Genomic DNA, 14943 nt, shown 5'->3' on the forward strand with positions numbered 1-14943 from the left:
CATTCTGATTAACCCTTCGTTTTCTCTTGTTTATTTCTTAAACCCTTAATTCTCGTAGGGCCGCTTACTGCTTGCTATGCAGCCAACGTTTCGCATATTATTCTGCGGTCATAATAATAATTCTCGTTTACGTTATCATTCACTTTTCCATCAGAGATAAACATGGCGCTTTCCAATACTGCTCAGCCAATTCACACGTCGCTGCGAAAAATCGCGGTCGTCGTAGCCACAGCGGTTGCCAGCATGTCTACGTATGCACATGCGGCTGAAACCCAGAAAAAAGAAGAAACCATCACCGTCACTGCCGCGCCTGCCGCCCAGGAAAGCCCGTGGGGGCCTGCGCCAACGATCGCAGCAAAGCGCACGGCAACGGCGACCAAAACCGATACCGCGATTGAAAAGACCCCGCAGTCTATTTCCGTGGTAACGCGTGATGAAATGGAACGCCGCCAGCCAGCGACCGTAAAAGAGGCGCTGGGCTATACGCCGAGCGTGTTTGCGACCCGCGGCAGCTCCACCACCTATGATGTGGTCTCAATTCGTGGTTTTACCGCGCCTTCGACGGTAAACACCAACCAGTATCTCGATGGCATGAAGCTGATGGGGAATAACTACTCCGAAGCTTCCATGGATCCGTACTTCCTTGAGCGCGTAGAAGTGATGCGCGGGCCTACGTCTGTGCTCTACGGCAACAGCAATCCAGGCGGTATCGTCAGTATGGTGAGCAAACGCCCACTGACCGAGCCGCTGAAAGAAGTCCAGTTTAAAATGGGGACCAATAACCTGTGGCAAACGGGCTTCGATTTCAGTGATGCAATCGATGAAGATGGCGTGTGGTCGTACCGCCTGACCGGTCTTGGCAGTAGTCAGAACGCACAGCAGGAGATGTCAAAATCAACCCGCTATGCGATTGCGCCCTCCTTTAGCTGGCGTCCGGATGACAAAACCGATTTCACCTTCCTGAGCAATTTCCAGAACGATCCGGAAGCGGGCTACTACGGCTGGTTGCCACGGGAAGGGACCGTGGTGCCATACCGTGACGCAAACGGCAATGAGCATAAGATCCCAACCGATTTCAACGAAGGTGAAGCGGATAATAAGATGGCTCGTCGCCAGCAGTTGATTGGTTACAGCTTCTCGCATCAGTTTGATGACACGTTCACCGTGCGTCAGAATCTGCGTTACGCAAAAGTTCATACGCTCTACCGCTCTGTTTACGGCAATGGCTACGCTGAGCCTGGCAAGATTAACCGCGCTTACGTGCGTTCAGATGAAGATCTGAATATGTTCACCGTGGATACTCAACTGCAGTCGACATTCGCGACGGGCGCCGTAGACCACACGCTGCTGACGGGTGTTGATTACTCGCGTATGCGTAATGATATCAATGCGCTGTATGGTTCCGCCGACCCGATTGATATCCAGAACCCGGATTACGGCAACGCGAACATCAACACTAACCTGCCATGGTCTAACTATTCCGTCGTTAACCGTAATGAACAGACCGGGCTCTATGCTCAGGATCAGGCGGAGTGGGATAAGTGGGTGCTGACGCTGGGCGGACGCTACGACTACGTGATGGCCTCAACGCTGACGCGCGGTACGGCCGATTCGCTGGCTGAAAACCACGACCAGGCTTTCACCTGGCGCGGGGGAATTAACTATCTCTTTGATAACGGTATTTCACCTTACTTCAGCTACAGCGAGTCGTTTGAGCCGGTATCGGGCGCCGATCGTAACGGCACACCGTTCGACCCTTCCCGCGGTAAGCAGTATGAAACGGGTGTGAAATACGCGCCGAAAGACCTGCCGGTTGTGGTCACCGCGTCGCTGTTCCAGCTGACGAAAGATAAAAACCTGACGGCGGATCCGAACGATCCAACGAATACTCACAGTATCCAGACCGGTGAGATCCGTTCTCGTGGTTTCGAACTGGAAGCGAAAGCAGCGGTTAACGCCAATATTAATGTGACCGCGGCGTACAGCTTTATTGATGCTGAGTACACCCATGACAGCACCTTTGAAGGTAAACGTCCGGCGGAAGTGCCGCGTAATCAGGCGTCATTATGGGCAGATTACACCTTCACCGACACGGCCTTAAGCGGCCTGACGATTGGTGCCGGTACCCGTTACATCGGTAACACGGTGAGCTACTACTCAAGCGGCGACAAAAAAGATCAGCCGTTTAACGTCGCGAGCTACACCCTTGCCGATGCGATGGTGAAATACGATCTGGCCCGTCTGGGTCTGCCGGGGTCATCTGTGGCGGTGAACGTGAATAACCTGTTCGATCGGGAATATGTCTCCAGCTGCTACAAGGATTATGCATGCTACTGGGGTGCTGAACGTCAGGTTGTCGCCACCGCGACCTTCCGCTTCTAATCTCTCTTCGGGCACGGTTCGCCGTGCCCTTTTTATTTAAGTTGGCCGATATGCAGGATAATCAAACGCAATCCGACACCACCTTCACGCTCAATAATCTCTCCTTTCGCGTGCCCGGACGCACCCTGCTGCATCCGCTCTCTTTGACCTTCCCGGCAGGTAAAGTGACAGGCCTGATTGGTCACAACGGCTCTGGTAAATCAACGCTGCTCAAAATGCTTGGCCGCCATCAGCCGCCGTCAGAAGGCGATATCCTGCTGGACGGTCAGCCGCTGGAGAGCTGGAGCAGTAAAGCCTTTGCCCGCAAAGTGGCGTATCTGCCGCAGCAGTTGCCGCAGGCGGAGGGGATGACCGTGCGTGAACTGGTGGCGATTGGACGTTATCCGTGGCACGGCGCGCTTGGCCGTTTCGGCGTGGCCGACAGAGAGAAAGTGGAAGAGGCGATTGCGCTGGTGGGGCTAAAACCGCTGGCCCACCGTCTGGTAGACAGCCTGTCAGGAGGGGAACGTCAGCGCGCGTGGATAGCAATGCTGGTGGCCCAGGACAGCCGCTGCCTGCTGCTCGACGAACCGACCTCTGCGCTGGACATTGCCCATCAGGTCGACGTGCTTGCGCTGGTGCATCGTTTAAGCCAGCAGCGCGGTCTGACGGTTATCGCGGTCCTGCATGATATCAACATGGCCGCGCGTTACTGCGATTACCTCGTTGCCCTGCGCGGCGGTGAAATGATCGCCCAGGGGACGCCGTCTGAACTGATGCGCAGTGAAACGCTGGAACACATTTACGGTATTCCAATGGGGATTTTGCCTCACCCTGCCGGGGCAGCACCGGTGAGCTTTGTGTACTGATGCTGGATTCTATGTTGATGAGTCGCCGTCGTCTGCTGACGGCAATGGCGCTTTCACCGCTGCTGTTAAAAATGAATACCGCGCGTGCGGCTGCGGTCGATCCACACCGCATTGTGGCGCTGGAATGGTTGCCGGTAGAGCTGATGATGGCGCTGGGCGTTACGCCCTATGGCGTGGCGGATATTCCCAACTACAGGCTATGGGTGAATGAGCCGAGGCTACCGGACTCGGTAATCGACATCGGCCTGCGCACCGAGCCAAATCTCGAACTGCTCACCCAGATGAAGCCGTCATTCCTGTTCTGGTCTGCAGGTTACGGCCCGTCAGAAGAGACAATGGCACGGATTGCGCCCGGCCGTGGTTTCTCCTTCAGCGACGGTAAAAATCCGCTGGCGATGGCGAAAAACTCCCTCCACGAGATGGCACAGTTCCTTAACCGTGAGGTTGAGGCCAAAAAACATCTCGACGATTTTGATGCACTGATTAACGCCCTGAAGCCGCGTTTTGCTCACCGGGGCGATCGCCCGCTGCTGATGGTGACGCTGCTGGATGCCCGCCATATGCTGGTCTTTGGGAAAAACTGCCTGTTCCAGGACGTGCTCGACAGTTTTGGTATTCGTAATGCCTGGGAAGGGGAGATGACCTTCTGGGGCAGCACCGCCGTGGGGATTGACCGTCTTGCGGCATTTCGCGATGTCGATGTGTTGTGCTTTGACCACGGCAACGAGCGGGAGATGCAAACCCTGATGGCGACGCCGCTCTGGCAGGCAATGCCGTTTGTGCGTGAAAAACGGTTCCTGCGCGCACCTGCGGTATGGTTCTACGGCGCGACGCTTTCTGCCATGCACTTTGCCCGCGTGCTGGACAACGCGCTGGGAGGCCAGGCATGAGTAAGCGTATTGCCCGTTTCCCGGCACTGTTACTTTGCCTCATTTTCCTGTGCGCGCTGGCATTGACCTGGTTCAATCTGTCGACGGCCTTACCGCGCGACCAGTGGCGTGCGGCGCTGGTGACGCCAGATATCGATAATATTCAGCAAATGCTGTTCCACTACAGTCTGTTGCCGCGCCTTTCGATTTCGCTGCTGGTCGGGGCGGGATTAGGGCTGGTGGGCGTTTTATTCCAGCAGGTACTGCGTAACCCTCTGGCCGAGCCGACGACGCTTGGCGTGGCGACCGGGGCACAGCTTGGGATCACGATTACCACACTCTGGGCGTTGCCTGGGGCATTGACCTCGCAGTTTGCTGCCCTCGCCGGTGCGTGTGTAGTGGGCGCGCTGGTATTCGGCGTCGCCTGGGGCAAGCGTCTCTCCCCCGTCACGCTTATTCTTGCGGGGCTGGTGGTAAGCCTGTACTGCGGCGCGATTAATCAGCTGCTGGTGCTGTTCCATCACGATCAGCTGCAGAGCATGTTCCTCTGGAGCACCGGTACGCTCACCCAGACCGACTGGAGCGTCGTGCAGCGTCTGTGGCCGCAGCTCGTCGGTGGCGTCGTGTTGACGCTGCTGCTCTTGCGCCCGCTGACGTTGATGGGTCTTGACGATGGCGTGGCGCGTAATCTGGGGCTGGCGCTGTCGCTGGCCCGTCTGGGGGCGCTGACGCTGGCAATTGTGCTCAGTGCCCTGCTGGTTAATGCGGTAGGCATCATCGGGTTTATCGGACTGTTTGCGCCGCTGCTGGCAAAAATGCTCGGTGCGCGCCGCCTGCTGGCGCGCCTGATGTTAGCCCCGCTGATTGGCGCGTTGATCCTCTGGCTTTCCGATCAAATCATTCTCTGGCTGGCACGCGTCTGGATGGAAGTGTCTACCGGTTCGATGACGGCGCTTATCGGTGCACCGCTGCTGCTGTGGCTGCTGCCGCGTCTGCGCAGTATCAGCGCGCCAGCGATGGATGCTGGCGATAAGGTCTATGCTGAGCGCCAGTCAGTGCTGGGGTTCAGCCTTGCCGGGCTGGCAGTGCTGATTGTTATCTCATTTGCCGCGCTCGCTTTCGGACGCGATGCGGTGGGCTGGCACTGGGCGTCTGGGGATCTGCTTAACGAACTCATGCAGTGGCGCTGGCCGCGCATTCTCTCGGCGTTAATCGCCGGGGTCATGCTGGCGGTGGCGGGCTGTATTATCCAGCGTCTGACCGGTAATCCGATGGCCAGCCCGGAGGTTCTGGGTATCAGTTCTGGTGCCGCCTTTGGCGTGGTCCTGATGCTGTTCCTGGTGCCGGGAAATGCCTTCGGCTGGTTGATGCCTGCCGGGAGCGTTGGCGCGGCGGTGACGCTGCTGATCATCCTCATTGCCTCCGGGCGTGGCGGGTTTTCCCCTCACCGGATGCTGCTTGCCGGGATGGCGCTCAGCACGGCATTTACTATGCTGCTGATGATGCTGCAGGCGAGTGGCGATCCGCGTATGGCCAAGATCCTGACCTGGATCTCCGGTTCAACGTACAGCGCCACCGCCAGCCAGGTCGTGCATTCCGGGATTGCAATGATCGTATTGCTGGCGATGGTGCCGCTGTGTCGTCGCTGGATGACCATTCTGCCGCTGGGCGGCGAGACCGCGCGTGCGGTGGGGATGGCCCTGGCGCCGTCCCGTATCGGGTTACTGCTGCTGGCCGCATGCCTCACGGCAACGGCCACCATGACCATCGGCCCGCTGAGCTTTGTCGGCTTAATGGCGCCGCACATTGCCAGAATGATGGGCTTTCGTCGCACGATGCCGCACATTGTGATGTCGGCGCTGACGGGGGGCGTAATACTGGTGGTTGCTGACTGGCTGGGGCGGATGGTGCTGTTCCCGTACCAGATACCTGCCGGGTTGCTGTCGACGTTTATCGGTGCGCCGTACTTTATCTATTTGTTGAGAAAGCAAAGCAGGTAGAAGGGCGGTGGGGTATTGCCCTCTCCGGGTGGAGAGGGCAGCAGTTCGTTTCTGTCTTACAACTTCGCAAAGACCCGGCGCGCAGCATCGATAGTCTTATTGATATCGTCTTCGCTGTGCGCGACGGACATAAAGCCTGCTTCAAACGCGGATGGTGCCAGGTAGACGCCTTCTTCCAGCATCAGATGGAAGAAGCGCTTGAAGCGTTCAACGTCACACTTCACCACATCCTGATAGCAGGTCACGGTTTTCGCATCGGTGAAGAAAATCCCGAACATCCCACCAACGTGGTTTACCACCAGAGGAATACCGGTTTCTTGCGCGGCCTCCAGCAGGCCGTTGGCCAGTTGAGTTGTCAGATCGGTCAGGGTTTCGTGAATACCCGGCTGCGCGACTTCGGTCAGACAGGCGAAACCTGCGGCCATTGCAATCGGGTTGCCGGAAAGGGTACCCGCCTGGTAGACCGGGCCAGTCGGCGCCAGCGCTTCCATCACCTCTTTACGTCCCCCGAATGCACCGACAGGCATGCCGCCGCCGATGATTTTGCCAAGGCACGTCAGGTCCGGCTCTACGCCGTAGTAAGACTGTGCCCCCGCCAGCGCGACGCGGAAGCCGGTCATCACTTCGTCGATGATCAGCAGAGCGCCAAACTCATCGCACAGGGCGCGCAGACCCGGCAGGAACTCCGGCTGCGGTGGAATGCAGTTCATGTTGCCTGCGACAGGTTCAACGATGATACAGGCAATCTCCTGCGGATACTGCTCGAAGGCTGCCCGAACGGTGTTCAGATCGTTATAGGTGCAGGTCAGGGTATGCTTCGCAAAGTCAGCCGGTACGCCCGGTGAGTTCGGCTGACCGAGGGTTAGCGCGCCGGAGCCGGCTTTTACCAGCAGGCAGTCCGCATGACCGTGGTAGCAGCCTTCAAATTTGATGATCTTGTCACGGCCGGTAAAACCACGTGCCAGGCGGATCGCGCTCATGGTGGCCTCGGTACCGGAGTTCACCATACGCACCATGTCCATAGTCGGGACCAGTTCGGTGACCAGTTCCGCCATTTTCACTTCCATCTCGGTTGGCGCGCCGAAGCTCAGGCCGCGCTGGGCGGCTTCAATCACCGCATTGCGGATTGCAGGATGGTTGTGACCCAGCACCATCGGACCCCATGAGCCGACATAATCGATATAGGCTTTGCCATCGACATCATACAGATACGCGCCGTCAGCACGTTCGATAAACAGCGGCGTACCGCCTACGCCGGTAAAGGCGCGAACAGGCGAATTCACGCCACCTGGGATAAGCTCGCGGGCTGCACTGTAGAGGTTTTCAGACTTGCTCATGGCGTCGTTCCTGGTTCGTATAAAATGATTAAGCACACTATTCTAAGTGATCCTCGGAAGGTAATGAAATTTTTGCCCCCTTTCATGCCCAAACAATTGTTAAGTATTTTTCACGGGATGATATTACGCACTCTGGTAAAATCCCTGCGGTTATTTGTATGACGAAAAGAAACGGTAATGAAAGCAGACACTCATTCTTATACTGAACAGCAGTTCAGACGTGCGCAGCACCGTATCAGCATCCGGCGCTTGCTTAATCGTGATAAAACGCCGCTGGCTATCCTGCTGGCTGCTGCCGTGGTCGGCGCCGTTGCCGGGCTGGTGGGTATCGCCTTCGAAAAAGCGGTTAACGCGATAATGAACTGGCGAATTGGAACCGTGGCGGGTTTTGCCTATAGCGGTGGATGGGTATGGGTGTGGGCCTTTGGCTTTTCTGCGCTGTTTGCCATGGTGGGCTATTTCCTGGTCCGTAAATTTGCGCCGGAAGCGGGCGGTTCCGGGATCCCTGAAATAGAAGGCGCACTGGAAGAGCTGAGGCCGGTTCGCTGGTGGCGCGTCATCCCGGTAAAATTTATCGGTGGCATGGGAACGCTCGGGGCAGGCATGGTGCTCGGGCGCGAAGGGCCAACGGTGCAGCTGGGCGGAAACGTTGGGCGCATGGTCGGCGATCTGTTTCGCATGCGCAGCGCGGAGGCGCGACATACGCTGCTGGCAACGGGGGCGGCGGCCGGCCTTTCGGCGGCGTTCAACGCACCGCTCGCGGGGATCCTGTTCATTATTGAAGAGATGCGGGCACAGTTTCGCTACAACCTTATCTCAATAAAAGCGGTATTCACCGGCGTCATTATGTCGAGCATTGTCTTTCGCATTTTTAATGGCGAAGGGGCGGTGATTGAGGTGGGGAAACTGACCAATGCGCCGGTGAATACGCTGTGGCTATACCTGATCCTCGGCATGATTTTTGGCGTGGTTGGCCCGCTGTTTAACACGCTTATCTTACGCGCCCAGGATATGTTCCAGCGCATTCACGGTGGGAATACCACCCGCTGGGTATTGATCGGCGGACTGCTGGGCGGCGCCTGCGGCGTGCTCGGCTTCATTGAGCCCAATGCCGCAGGCGGTGGCTTCGGGCTGATACCGATTGCCGCGGCGGGTAATTTCAGCATTGGTCTGTTGCTGTTCATGTTTATTTCGCGGGTGATTACCACCGTATTGTGCTTCTCCTCCGGTGCGCCTGGCGGTATTTTTGCCCCGATGCTGGCGCTGGGTACGCTTCTGGGAACCGCGTTTGGCATGGTCGCTGCTACCGGATTCCCGGCCTATCATCTGGACGCCGGGACCTTTGCTATTGCCGGAATGGGCGCGCTGCTGGCGGCGTCCCTGCGCGCGCCGTTGACCGGCATCGTGCTGGTTCTGGAGATGACGGATAATTACCAGCTCATTTTGCCAATGATCATTACCTGTCTCGGCGCGACACTATTAGCCCAATTCCTGGGTGGAAAACCGCTATACTCCACCATTCTTGCCCGTACCCTGGCAAAACAAGAGGCCGAGCGGGCCCCGACGCAGAATACTTGAATGAATTACCAGGGTATTAGATAATGACATAAAGAATTGGGTGAATTTTACCCAATAGCAGTAGCAGTATTCATGGGAGCATAAGATGAGTGATGACGTAGCGTTGCCGCTGGAATTTACCGAAGCAGCAGCCAACAAAGTGAAAACCCTGATTGCCGACGAGGACAATCCGGATCTGAAACTGCGTGTCTATATTACCGGTGGCGGCTGCAGCGGCTTCCAGTATGGTTTTACCTTTGACGATCAGGTCAACGACGGCGATATGACTATCGAGAAGCAGGGCGTTGCGCTGGTGGTTGACCCGATGAGCCTGCAGTACCTGGTGGGTGGTTCGGTGGATTACACTGAAGGCCTGGAAGGTTCGCGCTTCGTTGTGACTAACCCGAACGCGACAAGTACCTGTGGATGTGGCTCTTCGTTCAGCATCTGACAGGGATGCAGTCGTAAGCCCGGTAAGCGTAGCGCCACCGGGCTTATAAACAACGCTTATCGTGCATTATCATCCAGCGCAAACGTCGGCAGCTTCAGATGCCAGCGTATCGCCGCTAACCGTATCCCCAGCGTGACCACCATACCCAGCATGGCTGCATTTTCTAGCGGCATCGCAAAGGTGTAATACGCCGTCGCGTGAACAATCCCACCAATAATACACGCCGTGGCATAGATTTCGGTACGCAGGATCATGGGAACTTCACGCGCCAGAATGTCGCGAATAATCCCGCCGCCGACCCCGGTTAACACGCCCATGCAGATGGCCACCATCGGGCCCGTTCCCGCATTGAAGGCTTTATTGACCCCGATGCCCACAAAGACGGCTAGACCGACGGCATCCAGTACCGGGAGTATCCATTTCGGTAACCGGCGGGGCTGGCGAACCAACACGATGGTCAACAGACAGGTGACCATCGCCACCACCAGATCGGTTGGATCTTTTACCCAAAATACCGGGCCATTCGCCAGGGCCATATCACGTATCGTCCCACCACCCACGGCGGTGACCACGCCCAGCACCAGCACGCCAAACGGATCCATGCGCAGTTTTCCGGCGAGTAAAACGCCGGAGATAGCAAAAACGGCTGTGCCAAGAATATCCAGCCAATAAACGAGCATCGTTAAATCCTCGAGCGGGGTATGTTGTTAGTGACTCTCTGCCAGCGCGGCACAGAGCTGTTTTGCGGCGAGGATAATACGCGGGCTGGCGCGTTCAAACCAGTCACTGGTGAGGGGGATCACCGGTATTTTTAGCTGACGTTGCCAGAATTGTTCAATTTTAGGAATCTCGCTCGCATTTCCGACCACCACGATGGCCTGGGGTTGGCGTGCGAGCACCTGTTCCCGGCTGACCTGAGGCCACGGCACCCGGCTGGCTGCAAAGATGTTTTCACCGCCGCAGATTTCCAGCACCTGATTCTGAATGGATCCTTTCCCGGTGGTGAACAGCGGCTGGCTGCCAAACTGCAGGAAGATGCGTTTTTTGACGGGGGTATCGTAGCGGGATTTCAGCGCGGCATAGTCGCTGAGCATCTGTTTCGCGGCATTCTCGGCTTTTGCTGGGGTAGGGCTGTAGGGGGCCAGAGAACGCAATGCCTGAGCGACCTGCTCAATGCTCACCGCATCAATCCACATCACCTTGATCCCAAGCGAGGAGAGCTGGTTGACCTGCCGCTCGGCGTTACCGCCGCGCCAGGCGAGCACGAGATCGGGTTTAAGCGCCACGATGCGCTCAATGTTCATCCCTTGCCAGGTCGCCACCTGTTCAATATGGGCCGCTTGCGGAGGGTAATCCGAAAAGCTGCTCACGCCGACAGGCGTGATCCCGGCGGCAAAGGCCAGTTCGGTGTTTGCCGGAGAGAGCGTAATCACACGCGGCGCGGCAAATAGCCATGCCGGTGCGAGAAAAAGCAGGGCGACCAGCGCCCTGATGTATGGGTTACCCACGAGCCAGTTTCTGCACCAGGCGCTCCACCATCACGGTGGACTGTTTTGCCGCAACGGTCAGGAACTCGTCGAAGCTGATATGAGACTGCTGGTCAGCCACGTCGGAGATGGCGCGAACCACCACGAACGGAACGTTGAAGTTATGGCAAACGTGAGCAATGGCGGTCGCTTCCATCTCAACGGCAACGGCATGAGGGAAGTTATGACGAATTTTCGCCAGGCCGACGGAGCCATTGATGAACGCATCACCGCTGACGATCAGGCCGCGCACCGCGTTGAGGTTCAGCTCAGCGATGCAGCTTTCAGCCGCCGCAATCAGTTTGTCATCGGCTTTAAACCCGGCCGGGCAACCCGGAAGCTGGCCGTATTCGTAGCCGAATGCGGTAACGTCTGCATCGTGGTAACGCGCTTCATCGGAAACAACGATATCACCGACTTTCAGCGTCGACGCCAGGCCGCCTGCAGAACCGGTGTTAATGATAACGTCCGGCTTGCAGCGTTCGAGCAGCAGGGTCGCGCCCAGCGCAGCAGCAACCTTACCGATGCCTGATTTCAGCAGAGCGACGTCAACGCCATTCAACTGGCCGGTATAGATCTCACAGCCACCGAGGGAGAGAGTCTGACGGTTCTCAATTTTGTCACGCAGCAGCGTAACTTCTTCTTCCATTGCACCAATAATGCCGATTTTCATAGATTTACTCGCGATGTGCCTTGTTAAGATGCATAGTCTATCATGCGGTTAAGAGGAAACGCATTCTCACGCGGGGGAGCACATGTCACCAATCGATTTTCGCACCAAAATTAACTGGCACCGACGTTTCCGTTCGCCGCAGGGCGACAAGAGCGAGCATGAGATCCTGCGTATCTTCGAAAGCGATCGTGGGCGGATCATAAACTCGCCGGCAATCCGTCGTTTACAGCAAAAAACCCAGGTGTTTCCGCTTGAACGTAACGCTGCGGTGCGCACGCGCTTAACGCATTCTATGGAAGTTCAGCAGGTTGGCCGCTACATTGCCAAAGAGATCTTAAGCCGTCTCAAAGAGCAGCAGCTTCTCGAAACCTATGGGCTGAATGAGCTGACCGGGCCGTTTGAGAGCATCGTTGAGATGGCCTGCCTGATGCATGACATCGGTAACCCGCCCTTTGGTCATTTTGGCGAAGCCGCCATAAATGACTGGTTTAAACAGCGGCTTTATCCTGCTGATGCGGTAAGCCAGCCTCTGAGCGATGACCGCTGCCTGGTGCGGGATTTACGCCTGCGCGAAGGTGAAGACGCGCTGAACGACCTGCGGCGTAAAGTCCGTCACGACCTCTGTCACTTCGAAGGCAATGCGCAGGGGATCCGGCTGGTACACTCCCTGATGCGTATGAACCTGACCTGGGCACAGGTGGGGTGCATCCTGAAATATACGCGACCGGCCTGGTGGATGGGCGAGACGCCCGCGTCGCACAGTTATTTGATGAAAAAGCCGGGCTATTATCTTTCTGAAGAAGCCTATATAGAGCGCCTGCGTAAAGAACTTTCTCTGACACCAAACGGCCGCTTCCCCTTAACCTGGATTATGGAAGCTGCCGACGACATTTCATATTGTGTTGCCGACCTGGAAGACGCCGTTGAGAAAAGAATATTCAGCGTCGAAGAACTTTATCAGCATCTTTATGAGGCCTGGGGAACGCATGAAAAAGGCTCGCTGTTTGCTCAGGTTGTCGAAAATGCCTGGGATAAATCGCGTTCAAATACATTAAGCCGCAGCACGGAAGATCAGTTCTTTATGTATTTACGGGTCAATACATTAAATAAACTGGTGCCTTATGCCGCCTCGCGCTTTATAGACAACCTGCCGTTAATTTATAGCGGCGAATTCAACCATGCGTTGCTGGAAGATGACAGCAGCTTTAGCCAGCTTCTTGAGCTCTATAAAAACGTGGCCGTGCGTCATGTTTTCAGCCATCCGGATGTTGAACAGCTTGAGCTGCAGGGATACAGGGTTATCAGTGGGTTACTCGAAATCTATCGGCCTCTGCTGCAATTATCCGTCGACGAGTTCAGCGAGCTGGTGGAAAAAGAGCGCGTGCGGCGAATACCGATTGAATCCCGGCTTTATCAGAAACTTTCAACCCGCCACCGTCTGGCTTATGTCGAAGCCATCGGCAAGCTGGATCGTCAGTCGTCCCAGTGGCCGGTGCTGGAATATTATTATCGCTGCCGTCTTATCCAGGACTATATCAGCGGGATGACAGATTTGTATGCCTGGGATGAATACCGCAAGCTCATGGCGGTGGAATAAGCACGGAGTTTTGTAAAGACGGCCAATAAATTTTTACCTTTTCCATAAACTTATGGCCGGAACTAAGCGGTATAAAATGAATCTGAGTTACACAGCAATTTTGCGTTATCTGTAAATCGAGATTAAGACACATGAAAAAAACCACATTAGCAATGAGTGCACTGGCTCTGAGTTTAGGTTTAGCGCTGTCTCCTCTGACTGCTACTGCAGCTGAGACCGCATCGTCGGCAGCGACCGCGCAGCAGATGCCAAGTTTGGCACCGATGCTCGAAAAAGTGATGCCATCGGTGGTGAGTATTAACGTTGAGGGCAGCACAACCGTCAATACGCCGCGTATGCCGCGTAACTTCCAGCAGTTTTTTGGTGATAACTCACCTTTCTGCCAGGACGGTTCGCCATTCCAGAGCTCCCCGTTCTGTCAGGGCGGTGGTGCAGGGGATGACACCCAGGGGGGTGGCCAGCAGCAGAAATTCATGGCGCTTGGCTCGGGTGTGATTATCGATGCGGCGAAAGGCTACGTCGTGACCAACAACCACGTTGTTGATAACGCCAACAGCATTAAGGTTCAGCTGAGCGACGGGCGTAAATTTGATGCCAAAGTGGTCGGGAAAGACCCGCGCTCCGATATCGCGTTGATCCAGATTCAGGATCCGAAAAACCTGACGGCGATTAAAATTGCCGACTCCGATGCGCTGCGTGTCGGTGATTATACCGTCGCTATCGGTAACCCGTTCGGTCTGGGTGAAACCGTAACCTCGGGGATTGTTTCCGCGCTGGGTCGTAGCGGCCTCAACGCCGAAAACTATGAAAACTTCATCCAGACGGATGCCGCCATCAACCGGGGTAACTCCGGCGGTGCGCTGGTGAACCTGAACGGTGAGCTGATTGGTATCAACACCGCGATCCTTGCACCAGACGGCGGCAATATCGGGATCGGCTTTGCTATCCCAAGTAACATGGTGAAAAACCTGACCGCGCAGATGGTGCAGTATGGGCAGGTGAAACGCGGTGAACTGGGGATTCTGGGTACCGAACTGAATTCCGAACTGGCTAAGGCGATGAAAGTTGACGCCCAGCGCGGCGCATTTGTCAGCCAGGTGATGCCGAACTCCTCCGCGGCGAAAGCGGGCATTAAAGCGGGTGATGTCATTACCTCCCTGAACGGGAAACCGATCAGCAGCTTTGCCGCGCTGCGTGCTGAAGTGGGCTCCATGCCGATTGGCAGCAAAGTCACCCTCGGCCTGCTGCGTGACGGTAAACCGGTTAACGTGAGCCTGGAACTGCAGCAGAGCAGCCAGAATCAGGTTGATTCCAGCACCATCTTCAGCGGCATTGAAGGCGCCGAGATGAGCAATAAAGGTCAGGACAAAGGCGTTGTGGTGAACAACGTTAAAGCGAACAGCCCGGCTGCGCGCATTGGCCTGAAAAAAGGCGATGTGATCATGGGTGCGAACCAGCAGCCAGTGAAAAACATTGCTGAACTGCGCAAAATTCTGGACAGCAAACCTTCCGTGCTGGCGTTGAATATTCAGCGTGGTGATACCTCAATTTACCTGCTGATGCAGTAATCCTCTCAGGCCCCTGTTTCAGTTGAGCAGGGGCTTTTCACCTTTCTGTGACCTTTTCCACAACTCCATACTTCTCCCTTTCACTTTGTGCATTCGCACAATGCAGCGGTAGCTGAACTTCCCTATGCTTGAGCT

Annotated in this window: 12 protein-coding genes; 8 read left to right on the forward strand and 4 right to left on the reverse strand. The window is 56.1% G+C overall.

Going from position 1 to position 14943, the window contains the following annotated elements:
- The first annotated feature begins 162 nt into the window (after window positions 1-162).
- Genes fhuA through fhuB form a run of 4 tightly spaced genes read left to right on the forward strand, consistent with a single transcriptional unit; the run spans window position 163 to window position 6099 of the window.
- Complete coding sequence (gene fhuA, locus HV340_RS03765) at window positions 163-2382, forward strand: ferrichrome porin FhuA (RefSeq protein ID WP_063925639.1); 2220 nt, start codon at window positions 163-165, stop codon at window positions 2380-2382.
- Between the two features lie 50 nt (window positions 2383-2432).
- On the forward strand, window positions 2433-3230 hold the full coding sequence (gene fhuC / locus HV340_RS03770) for a Fe3+-hydroxamate ABC transporter ATP-binding protein FhuC (RefSeq protein WP_020882606.1): 798 nt from the start codon (window positions 2433-2435) through the stop codon (window positions 3228-3230).
- On the forward strand, window positions 3230-4120 hold the full coding sequence (gene fhuD / locus HV340_RS03775) for a Fe(3+)-hydroxamate ABC transporter substrate-binding protein FhuD (protein ID WP_040018653.1): 891 nt from the start codon (window positions 3230-3232) through the stop codon (window positions 4118-4120). The genes fhuC and fhuD overlap by 1 nt, the downstream gene beginning before the upstream one ends.
- Complete coding sequence (gene fhuB / locus HV340_RS03780; protein WP_063925638.1) at window positions 4117-6099, forward strand: Fe(3+)-hydroxamate ABC transporter permease FhuB; 1983 nt, start codon at window positions 4117-4119, stop codon at window positions 6097-6099. The genes fhuD and fhuB overlap by 4 nt, the downstream gene beginning before the upstream one ends.
- A 56-nt stretch (window positions 6100-6155) precedes the next feature.
- On the opposite strand, the gene hemL is transcribed toward fhuB, so the two are convergent.
- Window positions 6156-7436 (reverse strand): glutamate-1-semialdehyde 2,1-aminomutase, encoded by a 1281-nt coding sequence (gene hemL, locus HV340_RS03785; protein ID WP_041162433.1) that lies wholly within the window; start codon window positions 7434-7436, stop codon window positions 6156-6158.
- A 177-nt stretch (window positions 7437-7613) separates the two neighbouring features.
- Here hemL and clcA point away from each other — a divergent pair, with 177 nt between their 5' ends.
- Together clcA and erpA are read left to right on the forward strand one after the other, a co-directional pair.
- Window positions 7614-9014: a H(+)/Cl(-) exchange transporter ClcA gene (gene clcA, locus HV340_RS03790; RefSeq protein WP_063925637.1), complete on the forward strand. Its 1401-nt coding sequence runs from the start codon at window positions 7614-7616 to the stop codon at window positions 9012-9014.
- An 85-nt stretch (window positions 9015-9099) separates the two neighbouring features.
- Window positions 9100-9444, forward strand: a complete 345-nt coding sequence (gene erpA, locus HV340_RS03795) for an iron-sulfur cluster insertion protein ErpA (RefSeq protein WP_013095643.1) — start codon at window positions 9100-9102, stop codon at window positions 9442-9444.
- Between the two features lie 56 nt (window positions 9445-9500).
- Here erpA and HV340_RS03800 read toward each other — a convergent pair whose 3' ends face one another.
- From HV340_RS03800 to mtnN, 3 genes are read right to left on the reverse strand one after another with little or no spacing between them, the layout of a single operon-like run.
- A complete protein-coding gene (locus HV340_RS03800; protein ID WP_014168690.1) occupies window positions 9501-10124 on the reverse strand; it encodes a TRIC cation channel family protein in 624 nt (207 codons plus the stop codon).
- Window positions 10125-10151: 27 nt separating this feature from the next.
- The gene (gene btuF, locus HV340_RS03805; protein ID WP_025205196.1) at window positions 10152-10952 is read right to left on the reverse strand and encodes a vitamin B12 ABC transporter substrate-binding protein BtuF; all 801 of its coding nucleotides are present in this window, start codon (window positions 10950-10952) and stop codon (window positions 10152-10154) included.
- Window positions 10945-11643, reverse strand: a complete 699-nt coding sequence (mtnN, locus tag HV340_RS03810) for a 5'-methylthioadenosine/S-adenosylhomocysteine nucleosidase (RefSeq protein WP_040018658.1) — start codon at window positions 11641-11643, stop codon at window positions 10945-10947. The genes btuF and mtnN overlap by 8 nt, the downstream gene beginning before the upstream one ends.
- An 82-nt stretch (window positions 11644-11725) precedes the next feature.
- Between mtnN and dgt the strand changes: the two genes are divergently transcribed.
- On the forward strand, window positions 11726-13240 hold the full coding sequence (gene dgt, locus HV340_RS03815) for a dGTPase (protein WP_040018660.1): 1515 nt from the start codon (window positions 11726-11728) through the stop codon (window positions 13238-13240).
- Between the two features lie 131 nt (window positions 13241-13371).
- Window positions 13372-14808 (forward strand): serine endoprotease DegP, encoded by a 1437-nt coding sequence (gene degP, locus HV340_RS03820; RefSeq protein WP_032679638.1) that lies wholly within the window; start codon window positions 13372-13374, stop codon window positions 14806-14808.
- Window positions 14809-14943 lie beyond the last annotated feature (135 nt).

It is taken from the genome of Enterobacter sp. RHBSTW-00975 (assembly GCF_013615235.1).
Taxonomy (GTDB): domain Bacteria; phylum Pseudomonadota; class Gammaproteobacteria; order Enterobacterales; family Enterobacteriaceae; genus Enterobacter; species Enterobacter ludwigii.